Below are 19,109 nucleotides of genomic sequence, written 5' to 3' on the forward strand. Positions count from 1 at the left end.
CCGTGTAAATACATCCCTTGGCCGCCGCTCAAAAGGAGACGCGACCGCGTAGCAAGTCCATGGCCATAGTAAAGATTCCCGCGGGGTATTATCAGCAGTTCGACGCCGACCCATCCCTGGACCATCCGGGGCAGGGGTACGGGGGATGGCGGCATGCGGAAATAAGGATCGACACCGACCACACGGCATTCGTCGTCATGCACGCGTGGGATACCGGAAGCCCGGAGGACTACGCGGGATGGCACCGGGCCGTCGAGTATTTTCCCAGGGCGGAGAAGATATGCCGGGAAGTGTTTCCCCCGCTGCTCCGGGCGATACGATCGGCCTGAGCCGGAGGAAGGCGTGGCGGAGAACGGCCGGCAATTGGCCGCCCTATGCCGCGCCAACGGCATCAACCACTTGATCTACATGGGCTTTGCAATCAACTGGTGCCTGCTGATGTCGCCCGGGGGGATGCTGGACATGCGGCGTTACGGAGTCATCTGTTCCGCCATTCGCCAGGCCGTGACTGCCGTGGAAAACCGGGAAACGGCGGCTACGGAAGCGGCCAAGGAACTCGCGCTGTGGCGGGTCGCCCTGGCGTTCGGCTTCGTATTCGAACTGCAGGATGTCATGGAAATGCTGAATCGGGACCGGCCGCCGGCTAAGGGACCGTCCGCCGGCTAAAGGACCGGCCGCCGGCTAAGGATCAACCCAGCGGCCGTCCGATTTGATCAGGCCGACCAGTTCGTCGACACCCTGTTCCTGCGGAACGCTCATCTTGACGCATTCCCGCCCGCGGTAGAGCGAGATGATCCCGTTGGCCCGTCCGACATATCCGTAATCGGCGTCGGCCATCTCTCCGGGACCGTTGACGATGCATCCCATGACGGCGATATCGAGGCCCGCGAGGTGGTCGGTAGCCGCCTTGACTTCCGCCAGCACGTGTTCCAGGTTGAACTTGGTCCGCCCGCAGGAAGGACATGCGATGAACTCGACCTTGGTTCGGCGCAGGCCCAGCGATTGGAGGATATCGTAACAGACCGGGATTTCGTTGGCCGGATCCTCGGCGAGTGATACGCGGATGGTGTCACCGAGCCCTTCGGCCAGCAGCGTGCCGATTCCCGATGTGGACTTGATCCTGGCGTACTCGCCGTCGCCGGCCTCGGTGACACCGAGATGCAGGGGATAGTCCATGCCTTCTTCGTCCATACGGCTCGCCATGAGCCGGTTGGCCTGGATCATGACGGGCACGCGGGACGCCTTGAGCGAAACGATCAGGTTTCGGTAGTCCCGGGCCTCACAAACCCGGATGAATTCCAGCGCGGACTCCACCATGCCGAGGGGCGTGTCTCCGTAGGTCACCGTCATGCGGTCCGACAGGGACCCGTGATTCACGCCGATGCGCATGGCGATGTCCCGTTCCCGGCAGACCTCGATAACCGGCGCCAGGTCTTCCTCCACTTTCCGTCTTGCCGCTTCGAATTCTTCCTGCGTGTACTCGATGGTATCGGCCAGCCGCTGGAACACGAACAGGCCGGGGTTGATTCGCACTTTGTCGACGGACCGGGCGACTTCCTCGGCTATCCGGGTGCCCTGATGATGGACATCGGCGACCAGGGGCACGTCCACGCCCCTCAGGTCGAGGGTATGCTTGATTTCGCGCAGGCTGTGGGCATCCGCCAGCGTAGGCGTGGTCACCCGCACGATTTCACAACCGAGTTCGTGCAATCGGACGATCGCATCCACACACGCCGCCACGTCCCGCGTGTTCTCCGTGATCATCGATTGCACGGCAATCGGATGCGCGCCGCCGACCGTGATGTTTCCTACGCGTACTTCACGCGTCTGTCGCCGCGGATAAGTCATCTCCATGCGGTGAACTCCTTCGCGTTGAACTCCTTCCGGCTCTTCGTAACGTAAGTGACGACAGGCGATTGTCAATACCTTAATGCCGGGTTTCCGGCCCACGGGAATCGTCGAAGACCGCCGGCCATGCCTCGAATGCGCATGTCCGGTCTGTGGAGCGGAACACGTCGAAGTCCGCACGGTTCCGGATCGACACACTATAAGCGGGGAGGATGATTGATGAGAAGCTCCGGACCCGGCGGAACTCCGGTCCCGGTGGAGCTCCGGTTCCGGCGGAATCCCGGTCCCGGCGATTGCTCCAACAACGATCCATCCCCGCTTTGGAAACAAGGTGTAGCGGGCCTACGGGCCGCGCCCCGGCTTTCGCCGATGCATGACTACTCCTTCCTTCTGCGTCTACGACGCCTGGTGCCTTCACACACGCACTTGGTAAAGTGTTCGTAATCACGATACCTGCTCTGCATTTTTCGTCTGAGGCGATACATGCAGTCGTAGATCATCTGTCCCATGCGTTGTACGGACACCCCCATCAGTTCGGCAATGTCCTCCCTGGTCAGTTCGCCTTTAAGTTCCCTGACGTACATTTTCAGGACGGTCCGGCATCGCGGACCCGTGTAGTATTTAAGGGCGGTATGCAACAGGTAAATCTGTTCTTCTTCTTCCAGCTTCTTGAATAACCGGCCAGGACCGTTGTTCGGATTGGAGTCTACGATCTGCAGCCCCGACTCGGTGTTCGACGCAAACCAGTCAATATCGACAAACTTGATTCCTCTCCCCCTTGCGACCCCCATCCGCGAAGGCATGGCGTCAAGACACTTGATCTTGGCGATGCGGATAACGTAGGTGCTCAATGCACTGCGGAATTCGAACTTTGGAAGACTCTGCAAGACCGCGATGAATATGTCATTGAGGATGTCTTCCTTTTCACCCGCCGGTATCCAGTACGCTTTTTTGTAAACCCAGAAGTGAACGGGCATGTCCGACATGAAAAACGATTTGTAGAGTAGACTCTGCGCATCCGATCGACCTTCGAGGCATGCGTGTATCAGATGGAAGTCCCCTGGCCTGTGTGGTTGCTTGTTCATGGTCTCAAAGAAACTACCTTTCCATTGATTGAAAGCGCTTGAGATCGAAGGGCCGATCAAGCGCGACGGGTGCATCCGGCACCGATTGAATACCCGGTTCGAAGTATCCGGTTACGGGTATACCACTACCCTGTTCCCACGGCCGTAGGATCTTTCGTGATTCCGACGGTGCAGGGACAAGGATGCCGGCAACTGACGCTGATTACAGTGGCACAGAAACAGTTCGCTGCTCCATCCACGGGCGACGCGGACATCACAACTGTCTTGCTGTACTGATCGAGGCGGTAGATGGTACACGCCTGTATGCATCGAAGTGCAGACCGGATACCCAGGTGCTGCTTTTCCTTCGTATCGCAAACCGGTGACAGCCCCGTGGCGCCTTGTCGCGGCCGACCGGTTTCATGTACTGGTACGATGCATTCTAAGGCCGGTTTAGTGCATGGTGAGTGAAATGCCGTACCGGCCGTTCCATATATCAGTATATAAAGATAACAATGTAAAGAACAGCTATATAAAATTAAATTAATTAAAATGTGAGCGTGTTCATTTAGCTTACAAAACGGTACTACATGGGGTTTATATGATTAGTCGAGGACAGTGAATGTAAACACGAATAGAAAATGGAAACTTGACAATTCAGTGGTTTATACGTTAACGTGCAATAATTCAATAGTGCAGTAGTGTGTCCGTTCGCCTGGAGCCAGGATTCGGTTTTGCTTCAAGTCCCAACGTCTTACGCCAGAGGTTATGAAAAGGCGCGGTCCCTGAACCCGGAATTCGCCGACAACTACATCCGGCACACCATGGTCGGCGACGAGGATCTGGATCCCGTGATGGATGAGCTTTCCGGTATGCCGCCCGGCGAGATGCACCAGTACATCCATGCGGGGCTGCACCAGGAGGAGGAATGGTTAAGTAAAGCGCCTGAAATCCTGCAGCGCTATTTCCGGGAGGTCGATTCGAAGATCCCCGAATGGGTCGAATTCGAAGCCTTCCGCCCCGCCGTGGTCGGATTCCACAAGAACATGCCGGAAATCCTGGTGGCTTTCGTGACCGCGGCCCTGCTGGAAGGATTCACGACGCTCATCAGCAAGTCCTTCTACCTGACCGGGCGGGTTCATTCAGACAACGCAACCCGCCGGTTCAAGCAGAATAACCGTCATCTGCTGGAGATCTTCCTGCCCGGCGGCCTCCGCAGGGAAGGGGACGGCTACCGGCTTTCCGCCCGGATCCGTTTCGTGCATGCCATGGTACGCCGCCTGATGAAAGAGTCCGACATATGGGACACCGGGGCCTGGGGCATGCCGCTGAGCGCAGCCCATATAGGCCTGGCGGTCAGTATTTTCTCGGCGCAGATCCTGAAGCATTCCATCTCGCTGGGCGCCATCTACTCCCAGGAAGAAAGGGAGAGTTTCGTAAAGGTCTTTCGGTACACCGGCTACATCATGGGCGTTCCGGAAAGCATCCTTATGAAGGACGAGAACGAAGCCCGGACGATCATCGATATCGGTTTCATGTGCGAACCGCCTCCAGACGAGCACTCCATCGCGAACGCGAACGCACTGATCCATGCCGGGCCGGCGCTGCTGAATATCACGGATCCCGATGAAGTGGCGGCCGCCCTCAAGACATTGTATAATATCTCCCGTGCCCTGCTGGGCCATGAACTGGCCGATGCGCTGCGTTACCCGAAAAGCAGTACCTTTGGCGTCCTGGCCGCCCATCGCTTGAAAAACCGCATCAGCCGTGTGAAGAACCTGTTGTTGAAAACGAGAGGCCGGCAGACGAAACTGGACAATTTCTCGCAGATGCTTCAGCTTTCGGCTTACGACGATATCGGCATGAGCTACCGGCTTCCCGATAATGTAAAAGCGTCTGAATCCAGCAAATGGTAGCGCGATCAATTGCACCTGGATAACTACATCGACGCAATCCTGCGCCATCGCTGGCTTGTTATTTCGCTTACCTTGCTGTTCATGCTCGCCATGGCGGCCGGCGGCAGGAATATCACCGTCTCCAACGAGCATCGTGTCATGTTCGGCGAGAACAATCCCCAACTCGCCGCTTTCGATGCGCTGGAAGACATCTACTCCGTTTCGAACACCGCCCTGATCGCCATCGCACCCCGGGACGGTTCCGTCTTCACCCGCGAAGTGCTCGGCGTCGTCGAAGACCTCACCGAAACCGCCTGGTTCGCTCCGTACTCGACGCGGGTGAATTCCCTTACGAACTACTTTCACAGCGAAGCGATGGAAGACGACCTCATCGTAGGGCCGCTCGTCGAAGACGCCTCGTCGCTGGGCGAGGCCGACCTGGATCGCGTCCGGACGATCGCGCTGGGTTCCCGGGAAGTGGTCGGACGGCTCGTTTCTCCTGACGGCCGCGTGGCCGGCCTGGCGGTCAATTTCGTGCTGGGCGACAACCCGGATCTCGCTGTGATCGAGCTGACCGACTACCTGGACGGCATGCTGGACGATGCGAGGGCGGCGAACGGGGACGTGGACTTCTACCTGACGGGCGACGTGGTCATGAACCGGGCCTTCGCCGATGCCACCCGAGACGACCTGGAAACTCTGCTGCCCATCGTCTTCGTCCTCATCGTGATCACCTCGACCCTGCTCATGAAGTCCTTTCTGGGAACCGGCATCATCATCATCATGATCGGTTTCGTGATCTCGACGACCATGGGGCTTGCCGGCTGGTTCCACACGGTATTCAGCCCGGTGAATTCAGGAGTGCCCATTATCGTCATGGCGATTTCCGTCGCCCAGGCGGTCCACATCATCACCCACACGCTCTCGGGTATAAGACGGGGGGAGGACCGGAACGCGGCGGTCGCGCAATCCATAAAGACGAACGCCTACCCGGTATTCCTGGCCTCGATCACCACCGCGATCGGGTTCCTCAGCCTGAACTTCTCGGATTCGCCGCCGTTTCACATTCTCGGCAACTTCGTGGCTTTCGGGGTGATCATCACTTTCTTCTACGCTATGACACTCCTGCCCGCGCTGCTTTCGGTCCTTCCATTGCGGGCTCGTGCCGGCAGTTTCCGGCAACCCGTCTTCTTCGATCGGATGGGTGATTTCGTCGTTTCCCGCAGGACACCGCTGCTCTGGTTCGTCGGGATATTAACGGTCGTCCTGATCACCGGCGTGCCCAGGAACGTATTGACCGACAGCTGGCCGGATTACTTCGATGAACGCTACGAGTTCCGGCGGGATACGGATTACGTCATGGACAACCTGACCGGATTGCTGTCCATGGAGTATACGCTGGCCGCGGAGGAAGAGGGCGGGATCACCGATCCGGAATACCTGCGGCAGGTGGAGGCTTTCGCGGAATGGAACCGTAGTCAGCCAGAAGTGGGGCACGTGCAGGCTTTCACGGATATCATGAAGCGGCTGAACAAGAATATGAACGGCGACGATCCGGCCTTCTTCCGGATCCCCGATGCCCAGGATCTCGCATCGCAGTACCTGCTCCTCTACGAATTGTCACTGCCCTTCGGCAGCGATCTGAACGACCGGATCGATGTGTCCAAGTCCGCGACGCGCATGACGGTCGTGATCCGCGGCCGGTCTAGCCAGGATCTGCAGGACCTGGCCGGCCGGGGCGAGACCTGGCTGCGCGAGAACGCGCCTGCGCTCGCGACCGAAGCCACCGGGCTGAGCGTGGTCTTCGCCCACATCTCCCAGCGCAACATCGAGTCGATGCTGCGCGGAACGGTGACCGCCATGGCGCTCATCTCGGTCATCCTCGTCCTGGTCTTCAGGAGTTTTCGCTTCGGCCTCATCAGCCTGTTGCCGAATTTCGTACCCGCGGCCATGAGCTTCGGGCTCTGGGGACACCTGGTCGGCGAAGTGGGCATCGCCTCGTCGGTGGTCATCGTCGTCGCCTTCGGCATCGTCGTAGACGATACGATCCACTTTCTCAGCAGGTATCTCCGGGCGCGCAAAGAGGAGGGCCTTTCGGCGGAAGACGCGGTGCGCGTTACCTTCCGGTCGGTGGGAAAGGCGTTGTGGACCACGACGCTGGTCCTTTCCGCCGGGTTCCTGGCCTTCGCGGGTTCAGGTTTCCAGGTTTCGTGGGCGCTCGGGCTGCTGGTCACCATCACCATAGGCTTCGCGATCATTGCCGATTTCCTGCTGCTTCCTCCCCTGCTTATGGCGCTTGACAGGAGAAAATCATGAAAACTGATCAACCAATGCGACCGGCGCGCGGACTGCGTGCCGCCGGGTTCTGCCTCCTGGCGTTGTTCGTCTTGCCGGGCATGCCGGCCCAGGAGGCATGGGCAGGCGGACCGGGCAGTCCGGCTGACCCGGCCGATCAAGGCGGTCCAGGCGGTCCGTCGGAAGAAAAGGGGCTCCAGATCGCCCGTGACGCCCGGAGCCAGGACGAGGGTTTCGGAAATTTCTCGGCCGGCATGACCATGGTCCTGCGCAACAAGAAGGGGCAGGAGAGCGTCCGCGAAGTGCGCGTGAAGGTGCTCGAGGCGGAAGACGACGGCAACAAGAGTCTCTTCGTGTTCGACCAGCCGCGCGACGCCCGGGGCACCGCGCTGCTCATACACGGCCACAAGGACCGGCAGGACGACCAATGGCTCTACCTGCCGGCCCTGAAGCGCGTCAAGCGCATCAGTTCTTCCAACCGGTCGGGTTCCTTCATGGGAAGCGAGTTCACCTACGAGGACATGACGGTCCAGGAAGTGGAGAAATACACCTACCGGTACCTGCGCGACGAACCTTGCGGAGACGGCCTGGACTGCGTGGTCACCGAGCGCATCCCGGTGGAGAAGGGATCGGTCTACCGCCGCCAGCTCGTCTGGCGCGACAAGTCGGCGCTACGCGTCTGGAAAGTGGAATACTACGACCGCAAGGACGCCCATCTGAAAACGCTTACCGTGGCTGAGTACCGCCAGTATCTCGACCGTTACTGGCGGGCCGGCAGTATGGCCATGGTGAACCATCTGACGGGCAAGAGCACCGACCTGGTGTGGACGGATTACCAGTTCGGGACCGACATCGACGACCGCGACTTCACCCGCACCGGGCTGAGGCGGGTGCGGTGATGCCCTCGCGGGCCCTGGTTCGCCTCCTGTGGTTCGGCGTCTGTCTGATCGGTGTCGCGATACATCCGGTTGCGTCGCGCGGCCAGGCCGGAAGCTACTATACTGACCTGTCGGGCCGGTTTGCAGCGGAAAGCCGGTGGTTCCCCAAGGCCGCCCTTTTCCAGGGCCAGGGTTCCCACGCGAGCGGATTCGTAGCGGAACCCAACCTCTACCTCGAAGACGAAGCGGGCCGCATCCTCAATGTGACGCCCTGGTTCCGCTACGACAGCGCGGACGACCGACGTACCCACTTCGACCTGCGGGAAGCGTACCTCCTGCTTTCAGGCGCCGCCGGCAACGGGGAATGGGAACTGCGCCTGGGCGTGGACCGCGTATTCTGGGGCGTGGTCGAGTCCCGCCACCTGGTGGACATCGTCAACCAGATCGACCTGGTCGAACATCCCGACGAAAAGACCCGGATGGGGCAGCCCATGGCCTACGTGACCTGGTCGTCGGACTGGGGCGTGGTGGAACTGCTGGGCATGTCCTGGCACCGGAAACGCACGTTCCCCGGCAGCGACGGCCGGCTGCGCGCTTCGGTGGTCGTCGACAATAACCTGGCGGAATACGAAAGTTCGTCCGGGAAGTGGCATCCGGATTTCGCCGCCCGCTACAGTCATACCCTGGGCTTGCTGGACTTCGGGGCCAGCATATTCGACGGCACGGCCAGGGAGCCTTCCTTCGGCCTGTGCTTTGATTGCGGCGAACCGGGCGTTCCGTCCAACCTGCCCGGCTCGTCCGGTCCGCCCGGCTCACCCGACTCGTCCGGTCCGCCCGTTCTGCCCGTGCCGATACTCTATCCCATATACCATCAGATCCGCCAGTTCGGCCTGGACGCCCAGTGGACCACCGGGTCCCTGCTGCTCAAGCTGGAAGCGATCAGGCGGTCCGGTGCGCGCAACCTGGCGGGCGAGGAAGAGACCTTCAACGCCTTCGTGCTGGGCGGCGAGTACACGTTTTTTTCCTTGTGGAATACGGACGCCGACCTTACTCTTTTCGCCGAATGGGACCGTGACGGACGCGGCCGACGCGCGACCAATTTCTATGAAAACGACCTCTTCGCCGCCCTTCGGCTCATGCTGAACGATGTCCAGGGTACGGAGGCGACGGTGAGTGTACTGCACGATCTCGACAAGCGTCAGCGCATCTACGGTCTTGAACTGGCGCGCCGGCTGTCGGATGCTGTTTCCCTGGACCTGGGAGCGGTCGCGATCACCAACATCGACCGCGACGATCTGTACTACGATCTCCGGCAGGACGGTTTCGTTCAGCTGGGTATTAACTACCATTTCTGACGCCGACGACGATTACCGGAATCATGTCCAAACTGGTCCAAGGCATCTGGCCGGCGCTCTGCACGCCTTTCGATGAAGGGCTCGAGCTGTCGCCCGGCCGGGTGGCGCCCCTGGTGCGTCACCTGGTGGACGCCGGCAGTAACGGATTCTTCATTACCGGAGGCACGGGCGAGGGCCGGCAGATGTCCGTCGCGGAGCGGCGGCGGATGTGCGAGACCGTTACCCGTTACGTCGCGGGCCAGGTCCCGGTGGTCTTTCACGTGGGCGGCACGACCACGGAGGACGCCGTCGTCCTCGCGTCGGAGGCCGGCGCGCTGGGTGCGGACGCCGTGGCTTCCGTCGCCCCCGCGGACCAACCCAACGACCTGGCGGCCGCCGTACGACACTATGCCGCCATCGGAGGCGCTTCGAAGGTCCCGTTCTACGTCTACTGGCTCGCGCGCGACGTGGACGGGCAGGTCTCGCCCGGGCAGTTCCTGGAGGCCATGGATTCGGTACCCAATTTCGCCGGCCTCAAGTTCACGGACCCGAACTTCTTCGTGTTTCAGCAGCTCGTGGACCTGTCCGGGGGCAGGCTGAACGCCATCACGGGGCCGGACGAGATGTGCGTGGCGGGGTTCGTGATGGGCAGCGACGGGGCCATCGGTTCCACGTACAACATCATGCCCCGGATGTTCCTGCGCATGTACGACGCCTTTCGAAACGGCCGAATTCAGGAAGCCATGGCACTGCAGGTACAGGCCAACCGGGTCATCGCGCTGCTGATTTCGGTGGGCGTCCTGGCCGGGATCAAGAAGATGCTCGAATGGCGCGGAGTTCCCGTGGGGCCGCCGCGCCCGCCCACCGCCCGGCTGTCCGCGGAAGGGGAAGACCGGCTGCGGACCGGCTTGGCGGCCCTGGATTTCGACGTAGTATAGTTCACGCAGGTGGGGCCGTCTCGATCCAATCGTTCCGGTCCCGCCGGGAGAACCGTATCCCATGTCCATGTCCGAGAAGATGAAACACCTGGACGCGCTGCGAAAACAGGCGGCCGAAGGCGGCGGGCAGCGCCGTATCGCCCGGCAGCACGAGGCCGGGAAATGGACCGCCAGGGAGCGGGTAGCCTTTCTCCTGGACGAGGGCAGTTTCGAGGAGATCGGCGCCTTCGTGACCCACGACTGCCGGGATTTCGGCATGGAAGGCACGGAAGTGCTCGGCGACGGCGTGATCACGGGCTACGGCACCATCGACGGCCGCAGCGTCTACGTCGTGTCCGAAGACTTCACCGTATTCGGCGGTTCGCTGGGACAGGCCTACGGCGAGAAGATCTGCAAGGTCATGGACCTCGCCATGAAGAACGGCGCGCCGGTCATCAGCCTGAAGGATTCCGGTGGCGCGCGCATCCAGGAAGGAGTGGTCAGCCTCGCGGGCTACGCCGACATCTTCCTGCGCAACGTACAGGCTTCCGGCGTGATCCCGCAGATTTCGGTGATCATGGGGCCTTGTGCGGGCGGCGCGGTCTACTCTCCGGCCATGACCGACTTCGTTTTCATGGTCGAGGATACCAGCTACATGTTCATCACCGGACCGGACGTGATCCGCGCGGTGACCCACGAAGAGGTGACTTTCGACGAACTGGGCGGCGCGCACGTCCATAACTCCGTGACCGGCGTGGCCCATTTTTCCGCGCCGGACGAACCTTCGTGCCTTTCCATGGTGAAGGAGCTCCTGGCGTTCCTGCCCTCGAACAACATGGAAGATCCACTGCGGACTGCGTCTACGGACGACCCCGACCGGATGGACGAAGAACTTGCCCGCATCGTGCCGGACGACGCTAACAAACCCTACGACATCAAGGACGTGATCCACCGGGTGGTGGACCATGGCGACTTCTTCGAAGTGCATGGCGAGTTCGCCGACAATATCGTCGTGGGGTTCGCCCGTTTCAACGGCCGGACCGCCGGCATCGTCGCCAACCAGCCCGCTTCGCTCGCCGGCGTGCTGGACATTGACGCGTCCGTGAAGGGCGCGCGGTTCGTGCGCTTCTGCGACGCCTTCAACATACCCCTCGTGGTCTTCGAGGACGTGCCCGGGTTTTTGCCCGGCGTAAGCCAGGAGCACGGCGGCATCATCAAGGAAGGCGCCAAGCTGCTCTACGCGTTCTGTGAAAGCACGGTACCCCGGCTGACCGTGGTCACGCGCAAGGCCTACGGCGGCGCCTACTGCGTGATGAACAGCAAGCAGATACGGGCCGACATCAACTACGCCTGGCCGTCCGGGCAGTTCGCGGTCATGGGTCCGGAAGCCTCGGTGAATGTGCTCTACCGCCGGGAACTGGCCGAGGCGGATGACCCCGACGCCCTGCGCGAGGAACTGACCTCCGAATTCCGGGAAAAGTTCGACAATCCCTACGTCGCGGCGAAAATCGGGTATATCGATGAAGTGATCCAGCCCCAGGAGACCCGTCCACGTATCATTTCCGCGCTGGAAATGCTCAAGAACAAGCGAGACGCGAATCCTCCCAAGAAACACGGGAACATCCCGCTGTAAGAGGGTACATGATCCGAAAAATCCTGATCGCCAACCGCGGAGAGATCGCCGTCCGGGTGATCCGCACGTGCCGGGAAATGGGCATCGAATCGACGGCCGTCTTCTCCGAGGCGGACCGCACCGCCCTGCACGTCCAGTTCGCCGACGAGGCCTTCTGCATTGGCGACGCGCCTTCCTCGGACAGTTACCTTCGCGTGGACCGGATCATAGAGACGGCTAAGAAGGCCGGCGCCGACGCGGTACATCCGGGATACGGGTTTCTTTCCGAAAACGGGGAGTTCGCCGATCGCTGCGCGGAGGCCGGCATCACGTTCATCGGCCCTTCCGGCGAGGCCATGCGGACCATGGGAAGCAAGACGGCGGCACGAAAGACCATGCGCGAGGCCGGGGTGCCCGTCGTACCGGGGACCGAAGAAGGGATCGACAGCGACGAGGAAGCCCTCGGCGCGGCGGAATCCATCGGCTACCCGGTTCTCGTGAAGGCGGCCATGGGCGGCGGCGGCAAGGGCATGCGCGTCGTGGAATCCCCGGACGACCTGGCCGGCGCGCTCCGGACCGCGCGGTCCGAGGCCCAGTCCGCCTTCGGCGACGCCACGGTCTACCTGGAGAAATACCTGGTGGAACCCCGCCACGTGGAATTCCAGGTCCTCGCCGACCGGCACGGGCACGCGGTGCATCTTGGCGAGCGGGAGTGTTCGATCCAGCGCCGCCACCAGAAGCTCATCGAAGAATCGCCCTCCTGCATTCTCGACGATACGCTGCGGAACGCCATGGGAGAAGCGGCCGTACGGGCCGCCGAAGCCGTCCAGTACACCAACGCCGGTACCGTGGAGTTCATCGTCGACCAGGACCGTCAGTTCTATTTCCTCGAGATGAACACCCGCCTTCAGGTCGAGCACCCAGTCACCGAACTGAGAACGGGGCAGGACCTGGTCCGGCGACAGATCGAAATCGCCGCCGGCATGCCCCTACCCTTCAGGCAGGAAGACGTGCGCCTGCTCGGCGCGGCACTGGAATGCCGCATCTCCGCAGAAGATCCCAATGCGCAGTTCATGCCTTCGGTCGGCGTGGTTACGCGCCTGAGCGAGCCGGGCGGCCCCGGTGTCCGGCTGGACAGCGGTTTCTGCGTGGGATACGAGGTGCCGATCTATTACGATCCCATGATCGCCAAGCTCATCGTATGGGCAGAGAAGCGGGAAGAAGCGATCGCCCGCATGAAAAGAGCCCTGGGAGAATACGATATCGGCGGTATCAAGACCACCATTCCGTTTCACCTCCGGGCCCTGTCGGACCCCCGGTTCACTTCCGGCGACTATTCCACCTCTTTCGTCGATACTATGGGGCCTGACGAAGACGCCGGGGCCGATGAGCGTCATATCGCCGCCGCCTTCGCCGCCATCATGAAGCACCGGGAAGCGAGACGGGCGGTGCCGGCCGGGGTCGGCGGGGATGGATCCGATGGACCGCCTGGATCCGGAGAGAGTCCGTGGAAGCTGACCGGCCGGCGCGAAGCCATGCGCCGGGGCCGATGACGGCCTTCCCGCCGCGGGCTGACCGGTTCGTGAGGCGGCGAAAGGGTGCACATTGAGCTATCTCGTCACGATACAAGGTACGACATACACCGTCAGCCTGGATGACCGGGAAGGACGGGTCGCGCTGGAAATCGACGGTCGCCCGGTGGAAATCGACATGGCCTCGATTCAGGGGGATCAGTTCTATTCCCTGCTCATCGAAGGGAGGTCCTATACGGCGGTCGCGGCGACCTGGGGCGAGCAACGGGAGGTCAGGGTCAACGGCGTATCGTCCGTGGTCACCGTTGAAGACGAACAACTGGCCCGGTTGCGCGGCCAGGTCAAGACCCGCCGACGCGCCGGGGGCGAACAGATCAAGGCGACCATGCCCGGCCGCGTCGTGTCGATTTCCGTTGCGGTGGGCGATACGGTGGAGACCGGCCACGGTGTGGTCGTCATCGAAGCCATGAAGATGGAGAACGAACTGCGGGCCCATGCGGGCGGCACGGTCAAGGATATCCGGGTCGGCGAAGGGGACACGGTAGACAAGAACGACGTGCTGGTGGTCATCGGGGACTGAAAGGGCGTTTAAATGCGACTGGGTGTCGTGGGATTCGTACCGGGGGACCCCCGGGCCGTCACGGCAGCGGTGTTAAAAAAGGGCCTGGATCTGGGCGTTACCTCGGTCTGCTACCACGGTTCCGGCGAGGTCCTGGACGCGTTGACGACAGAGGACTGTAACCGCGTCAATGCGCTCTATGATGATCTGGGCCTGGAACTGGCCCAGTTCGGCATTGGCTACCGCGAGTGCCTCTTCGACCAGGACGGATCGGTGCGTGACCGGGTCGTATCGACCATAGGCCGCGGCATCGAAGCAGGCCGGGCACTGATGGCCCACAACGTATTGATCCGGACCGGCAGCCTGAACCCGGCGGGGTCCTACGACCCCACGCCCGAGAACCACGAACCGGGACGGCTTGACGTGCTGATCGACACCTTGTCGCGGGTCGCGGACAAGGCGGAGGAGGAGGGGATGACCGTCGTGATCGAGACCCACGTGCTCACGATCATGGGGTCGCCCGAGATCAACCGGCAGGTGATCGAATCCGTCGGGTCCGAACGACTGCGCGTGGTCATGGATTTCGTGAACCACTTTCAGTCCCTGGACCAGGCTTACAACAGCACGAAGCGCCTGAACCACATCTTCGACGTCATGGGGCCGATCTCGACGGTCTCCCACATCAAGGACCTCTGCGTGGAACCCGGCTTCGTCCTCCACATGAACGAGGAAGTGCCCGGCGCCGGGGTGCTCGACCTGGTCACGGCCGTGCGGCGGTGGGAGGAGGTTCAGCCGGAAGGCTACATGCTGGTGGAGCATTTGCCCGAGGACAAGATCCCGACGGCCGTCGCGAACGTCCGGCGCATCGCGGCGGAAGCCGGGGTGGAAATCGTCTGACGATACCGCAAAGGACAAGAGTCTACGTCCCGATTGACGCCTTCACCGCTTGCACCAGCCCGTCCCCCAGCGGCACATCCTTCATCTCGCCCGACCGCCGTATCTTGAGTTCCACAACGCCTTTTACTACCCCGCGCCTGCCCACGGTCAGCCTCACCGGAATGCCCATGAGATCCGCGTCGTTGAACTTCACTCCGGCGCGATCGTCGCGGTCGTCGAAGAGCACTTCGAGTCCCTCCGAGACCAGGGTTTCGAAAACCGATTCCGCCACGTCAGATAGGCGGGGATCGCCGCCGGACAGGTCGATGACGACCACTTGGAATGGTGCCGCGGCCGCGGGCCAGCAGATGCCGTTGTCGTCGTGGTGGCGCTCCACGATCGACGCCATGAGGCGGTCGATGCCGATCCCGTAGCAGCCCATCACGATGGGGCGGGAGACATTCTCCTGGTCCAGGTAGCCCGCGTTCATGGCCTTGCTGTACTTGTCCCCGAGCTTGAAGATGTTTCCGACTTCGATGCCCTGGTCGGCCCGGAGGCCGCCGCCGCAAGCGGGGCAGGCGTCTCCGTCGCCGGCCGCGGCGATGTCCGCGACGATATCGGCTTCGTAGTCCCGTCCGTAATTCACATGGCGCACGTGATAATCGATCCGGTTGGCTCCTGCGACCAGGTTGAAGCAGGCCGGGATCAGATCGTCGACGACGAGGAGCGATCGGTACCGGTCAATGCCGAGCGGGGAACCGAAGCCGGGTTCCGCGCCGACGGCACGTATCTCCTCCGGCATGGCCGGCCGAAGCAGGAGCGCTCCGACCGCATTGGCCAGCTTGGTATCGCTGAGTTCCATGTCTCCCCTGAGCACGGCAAACACGAACCGTTCCACCGGCCCGTCCTGTTCGTCCGCGACGGTGGCGACCATGAACACGGCCTTGGCGGTCTTCGTCGCAGGGATGTCCAGGTACCGGGCAAGATCGTCGATCGTAGCGGTGCCCGGCGTGTGGATGTCCTCGAGGGGCAGCCGTTCCTCGGCGGTCGGGCGGTCTTTCCCGAATAGTGCAACCTGCCTGTTTGCACGGTATCCGCAGGCTTCGCAGGACAGGATCGTGTCTTCGCCGGACGGCGCCGGCTCGATGAACTCGTGGGCGTCCGATCCGCCCATCATCCCCGGGTCGCTGCGCACCGCCACCGCATCGAGCCCGCAGCGCCTGAATATATTGGTATAGGCCTGAAAGACCTTCTCGTACCAGTCGTCCAGATCCCCGGCATCCACGTGAAAAGAGTATCCGTCCTTCATCGTGAACTCGCGCATGCGGATCAGCCCGGCTCGCGGTCGCGGCTCATCTCTGAACTTAGTTTGGATCTGGTACAGCAGGCAGGGCATTTGACGATAGCTTCTGATCACGTCGCGTATCAGGGACGTCACCACCTCTTCGTGAGTCATCGCCAGGCACAGATCGCGGCCGTTCCGGTCCTTCAGCCGGGCCATGTCGCTCCCGATCTTCTGCCACCGGCCGCTCTCCCGCCAGAGATCCGCCGGCTGCACCACGGGCAGCGCTACCTCCTGGCCACCGATGGCGTCCATCTCTTCGCGAACGATCTCTTCGATGCGTCGCTTGACCCGCAGGCCGAGGGGCAGGTAGGCGAAGATGCCGGAAGCCACCTGCCGGACGAGACCCGCGCGAAGGAGAAGCTGGTGGCTGGGCGTTTCCGCTTCGCCCTGTGCCTCGCGCAGCGTTTGATAGAAGAACTTTGAGAGACGCATGAAAAGCACCGTAACCGGTTCCCGGGCCAGCCGGGCGGTGATGATTCGGACATGCCTTCGGACGATGCATAAACGGTTGCTTACGAACCGCCTGCGGGTATATTCAAGAAAGGATTTAAGCGCGGTGATTACAAGCTGTAAACATGGAACCTGGAGATAAGGACAAACCCGTGATGACCGGTCAGGCGGCGGACCGCGTTCCCGCGACGGCGGACCGCATACCCGTCGCGAATGGTTACTGGAAAAGCGCCATTACGGCGAAGACGATGGGTGCCCGGACACCGCTCTACGACGTGCAGTGGAACGGCGACGGAACCGGCCTGGTATGGCTGGAACAGCGTTCGGATACCGGTGTGCTCGTTTGCCGCAACGGCACCGACGCGCCATACGACCTGACGGACGGCCATCCGGTCCGGGGCGGCGTGGGCTACGGGGGCGGTGATTTCACCGTGGCCGATGACTGGGTCGTGTTCGCCGAAAAGGACGGCAGGCTGTACCGCCAGTCCCTCGCACCGGGAACGGCCCGGCCGATCACGCCCGCCTTTGGCGCGGCCGCTTCGCCCACCGTGTCACCGGATGGAAAGTGGGTGCTGTACGTCCACACCTGTGAATCGGTAGACGTCATCGCCCTGGTCGACGGCGAAGGCAGCGGATGGCCGGTGAACCTGGTGCGCGGCGCAGATTTCTACATGCAGCCGGCCTGGCATCCCGACGGCGAGCGGATCGCCTGGATCGAGTGGGACCAGCCGCAGATGCCCTGGGACGGCACGAGGTTGAAGACCGCCCGGATCGATTCCGCCCGCCGCGCGCTGGAAGACGAGCGGTTGATCACAGGAGATACGGATACGCCGGTATTCCAGCCCGCCTTCTCTCCGGACGGGAGTTGGCTTTCCTACGTCGTTACGGAAGGAGAGTGGGAAAACCTGGTCGCGCTGAACCTGGATACGGGCGAGCAGCGCGTCGTGGCCGGGGACGCCACACTGGCCGACCCGGCCTGGGTGCAGGGCGTACGGGTCTACGGCTGGGGGCCGGACGGCGATACCCTCTACTACCGCGCAAACGAAAGGGGCTTCGCGTCGCTGTGGAAGGTCTCCGTGGCGTCCGGCCGGAAGACGAAGGTCGAAACGCCCCGGTACACCTGGATGATGCAGATTGCCATCTCCCCGGCGCGGGATGCCGTGGCCTGTATCGCCTCTTCGTCCACCGTTCCGGAACGCGTGGTCACCCTGGACGAAAGCGAACATAGGGTGCATCGCCATACGGTGCATCGCCGCAGCCAGTCGGAGATGATCCCCGAAGCGGACCTCTCCGTTCCCGAATCGATTACCTGGAAGAACCCGGGCGGGGGCGAGGTGCACGGACTCTACTATCCGCCCGCCAGCAGCCGGTTCTCCGGGTCCGGAAAGCCGCCGGCCATCGTCAGCATCCACGGGGGACCGACCGGCCAGCATCGGACGGACTATTCCGCCGAGATCCCTTTCTTCACCAACCGGGGCTATGCCTGCCTGTACGTCAACTACCGCGGAAGTACGGGTTACGGGCGCAGTTACATGACCGCCCTGCGCGAGCACTGGGGCGAGTACGACACGGAAGACGCCGTCAGCGGCGCGCTTGCCCTCGTGGATCGTGAACTCGCCGATCCGGACCGCATCGTCATCAAGGGCGGCAGCGCGGGAGGTTTTACCGTACTGAACGCCCTGGTCCATCACCCCGGAGTCTTCCGGGCCGGCCTGTGTCTCTACGGCGTGACCAATCTCTTCGGCCTGGCCACGGATACCCACAAGTTCGAGGCGAAGTACCTGGACCTGATGGTGGGGACGCTGCCCGAGCACAGCGACCGGTACCAGGCCTGGTCGCCCCTATTCCACGCGGACAGGATCCGCGATCCGGTCGCCATATTCCAGGGCAGCGAGGACAAGGTGGTCCCCCCGGACCAGGCCGAATCGATCGTCGAGGTCCTCAAGCGGAACAAGGTGCCCCACATCTACCGGTTGTACGAAGGCGAGGGGCACGGCTGGCGCAAAGTGGAAACCATCGTTTCCTTCTACGACGACGTGGAACGGTTCCTGAAGCGGTACGTACTCTGATGCGGTGGATACAGAAGCAGATCACCTTGACCCCCAGGCTCCGGGGCTTCCACCTGGTGACGGATGAGATCACCGGCCAGGTCCCCGCGCTGGCGGATATCGATGTCGGCATCGCCCACGTCTTCATCTGCCACACCTCCGCTTCCCTCACCGTCAACGAGAACGCGGCGCCCGACGTCCGAGGCGACTTCGAGCGCCACATGAACGTCCTGGTCCCCGAGCACCAGCCGTACTACCGTCATGACGAGGAGGGACCGGACGACATGCCGGCGCACATCAAGGCCTCGATGATGGGCAGCAGCGTTTCCATTCCCGTCACCGCCGGCCGGCTGAACCTGGGGGTCTGGCAGGGCATCTATCTCTGCGAACACCGGGACCGCGGCGGCGCGCGGCGGCTGGTGGTCACCATTTACGGCAGTCCAGCCTGAAAGGATC

General features: G+C 62.2%; 16 protein-coding genes. 13 read left to right on the forward strand and 3 right to left on the reverse strand.

What is annotated here, in order from left to right; genetic code table 11:
- The first annotated feature begins 59 nt into the window (after positions 1-59).
- Both F4X08_02175 and F4X08_02180 read left to right on the forward strand, forming a co-directional pair.
- On the forward strand, positions 60-329 hold the full coding sequence (locus tag F4X08_02175; protein MYD24601.1) for a hypothetical protein: 270 nt from the start codon (positions 60-62) through the stop codon (positions 327-329).
- A gap of 13 nt (positions 330-342) precedes the next feature.
- Positions 343-666, forward strand: a complete 324-nt coding sequence (locus F4X08_02180; GenBank protein ID MYD24602.1) for a hypothetical protein — start codon at positions 343-345, stop codon at positions 664-666.
- Between the two features lie 15 nt (positions 667-681).
- Here F4X08_02180 and ispG read toward each other — a convergent pair whose 3' ends face one another.
- Together ispG and F4X08_02190 are read right to left on the reverse strand one after the other, a co-directional pair.
- Positions 682-1,854, reverse strand: a complete 1,173-nt coding sequence (gene ispG, locus F4X08_02185) for a (E)-4-hydroxy-3-methylbut-2-enyl-diphosphate synthase (GenBank protein ID MYD24603.1) — start codon at positions 1,852-1,854, stop codon at positions 682-684.
- Between the two features lie 371 nt (positions 1,855-2,225).
- Positions 2,226-3,008, reverse strand: a complete 783-nt coding sequence (locus F4X08_02190) for a sigma-70 family RNA polymerase sigma factor (GenBank protein MYD24604.1) — start codon at positions 3,006-3,008, stop codon at positions 2,226-2,228.
- A gap of 638 nt (positions 3,009-3,646) precedes the next feature.
- On the opposite strand from F4X08_02190, the gene F4X08_02195 reads away from it, so the two are divergent.
- The 9 genes from F4X08_02195 (at position 3,647) to F4X08_02235 (ending at position 14,831) form a co-directional block, all read left to right on the forward strand.
- Positions 3,647-4,828 carry a DUF2236 domain-containing protein gene (locus tag F4X08_02195; GenBank protein MYD24605.1) on the forward strand — a complete coding sequence of 394 codons (1,182 nt, stop codon included), beginning with the start codon at positions 3,647-3,649 and terminating at the stop codon, positions 4,826-4,828.
- Positions 4,829-4,837: 9 nt separating this feature from the next.
- A complete protein-coding gene (locus tag F4X08_02200; protein MYD24606.1) occupies positions 4,838-7,123 on the forward strand; it encodes an MMPL family transporter in 2,286 nt (761 codons plus the stop codon).
- Positions 7,124-7,203: 80 nt separating this feature from the next.
- Entirely contained in the window at positions 7,204-8,001 is a 798-nt protein-coding gene (locus tag F4X08_02205) for an outer membrane lipoprotein-sorting protein (protein MYD24607.1), read from the forward strand.
- Positions 8,001-9,335: a hypothetical protein gene (locus tag F4X08_02210; protein ID MYD24608.1), complete on the forward strand. Its 1,335-nt coding sequence runs from the start codon at positions 8,001-8,003 to the stop codon at positions 9,333-9,335. The genes F4X08_02205 and F4X08_02210 overlap by 1 nt, the downstream gene beginning before the upstream one ends.
- A gap of 23 nt (positions 9,336-9,358) precedes the next feature.
- Positions 9,359-10,252 carry a hypothetical protein gene (locus F4X08_02215; GenBank protein ID MYD24609.1) on the forward strand — a complete coding sequence of 298 codons (894 nt, stop codon included), beginning with the start codon at positions 9,359-9,361 and terminating at the stop codon, positions 10,250-10,252.
- A 67-nt stretch (positions 10,253-10,319) separates the two neighbouring features.
- Positions 10,320-11,864 carry an acyl-CoA carboxylase subunit beta gene (locus tag F4X08_02220; GenBank protein ID MYD24610.1) on the forward strand — a complete coding sequence of 515 codons (1,545 nt, stop codon included), beginning with the start codon at positions 10,320-10,322 and terminating at the stop codon, positions 11,862-11,864.
- Between the two features lie 8 nt (positions 11,865-11,872).
- Entirely contained in the window at positions 11,873-13,396 is a 1,524-nt protein-coding gene (accC, locus tag F4X08_02225; GenBank protein MYD24611.1) for an acetyl-CoA carboxylase biotin carboxylase subunit, read from the forward strand.
- Between the two features lie 52 nt (positions 13,397-13,448).
- Positions 13,449-13,955, forward strand: a complete 507-nt coding sequence (locus F4X08_02230) for a hypothetical protein (protein ID MYD24612.1) — start codon at positions 13,449-13,451, stop codon at positions 13,953-13,955.
- 12 nt (positions 13,956-13,967) lie between these two features.
- A complete protein-coding gene (locus tag F4X08_02235; protein MYD24613.1) occupies positions 13,968-14,831 on the forward strand; it encodes a TIM barrel protein in 864 nt (287 codons plus the stop codon).
- Positions 14,832-14,853: 22 nt separating this feature from the next.
- Here F4X08_02235 and F4X08_02240 read toward each other — a convergent pair whose 3' ends face one another.
- Positions 14,854-16,587, reverse strand: a complete 1,734-nt coding sequence (locus F4X08_02240; GenBank protein ID MYD24614.1) for a proline--tRNA ligase — start codon at positions 16,585-16,587, stop codon at positions 14,854-14,856.
- Between the two features lie 143 nt (positions 16,588-16,730).
- Here F4X08_02240 and F4X08_02245 point away from each other — a divergent pair, with 143 nt between their 5' ends.
- Together F4X08_02245 and F4X08_02250 are read left to right on the forward strand one after the other, a co-directional pair.
- The gene (locus F4X08_02245; protein ID MYD24615.1) at positions 16,731-18,674 is read left to right on the forward strand and encodes a S9 family peptidase; all 1,944 of its coding nucleotides are present in this window, start codon (positions 16,731-16,733) and stop codon (positions 18,672-18,674) included.
- Positions 18,674-19,102, forward strand: a complete 429-nt coding sequence (locus F4X08_02250; GenBank protein ID MYD24616.1) for a YjbQ family protein — start codon at positions 18,674-18,676, stop codon at positions 19,100-19,102. The genes F4X08_02245 and F4X08_02250 overlap by 1 nt, the downstream gene beginning before the upstream one ends.
- The last annotated feature ends 7 nt before the right edge of the window (positions 19,103-19,109 follow it).

Source organism: Gemmatimonadota bacterium, assembly GCA_009841265.1.
Taxonomy (GTDB): Bacteria; JAAXHH01; JAAXHH01; order JAAXHH01; family JAAXHH01; genus JAAXHH01.

What these genes read in the sequence shown, in the direction of transcription:
- ispG (MYD24603.1), bottom strand. Translation starts at nt 1,854, where the DNA reads ATGGAGATGACTTATCCGCGGCGACAGACGCGTGAAGTACGCGTAGGA.
- F4X08_02235 (MYD24613.1), top strand. Translation starts at nt 13,968, where the DNA reads ATGCGACTGGGTGTCGTGGGATTCGTACCGGGGGACCCCCGGGCCGTC.
- F4X08_02245 (MYD24615.1), top strand. Translation starts at nt 16,731, where the DNA reads ATGGAACCTGGAGATAAGGACAAACCCGTGATGACCGGTCAGGCGGCG.
- F4X08_02220 (MYD24610.1), top strand. Translation starts at nt 10,320, where the DNA reads ATGTCCGAGAAGATGAAACACCTGGACGCGCTGCGAAAACAGGCGGCC.
- F4X08_02215 (MYD24609.1), top strand. Translation starts at nt 9,359, where the DNA reads ATGTCCAAACTGGTCCAAGGCATCTGGCCGGCGCTCTGCACGCCTTTC.
- F4X08_02205 (MYD24607.1), top strand. Translation starts at nt 7,204, where the DNA reads ATGCCGGCCCAGGAGGCATGGGCAGGCGGACCGGGCAGTCCGGCTGAC.
- F4X08_02240 (MYD24614.1), bottom strand. Translation starts at nt 16,587, where the DNA reads ATGCGTCTCTCAAAGTTCTTCTATCAAACGCTGCGCGAGGCACAGGGC.
- F4X08_02175 (MYD24601.1), top strand. Translation starts at nt 60, where the DNA reads ATGGCCATAGTAAAGATTCCCGCGGGGTATTATCAGCAGTTCGACGCC.
- F4X08_02250 (MYD24616.1), top strand. Translation starts at nt 18,674, where the DNA reads ATGCGGTGGATACAGAAGCAGATCACCTTGACCCCCAGGCTCCGGGGC.
- F4X08_02210 (MYD24608.1), top strand. Translation starts at nt 8,001, where the DNA reads ATGCCCTCGCGGGCCCTGGTTCGCCTCCTGTGGTTCGGCGTCTGTCTG.
- accC (MYD24611.1), top strand. Translation starts at nt 11,873, where the DNA reads ATGATCCGAAAAATCCTGATCGCCAACCGCGGAGAGATCGCCGTCCGG.
- F4X08_02190 (MYD24604.1), bottom strand. Translation starts at nt 3,008, where the DNA reads ATGCACCCGTCGCGCTTGATCGGCCCTTCGATCTCAAGCGCTTTCAAT.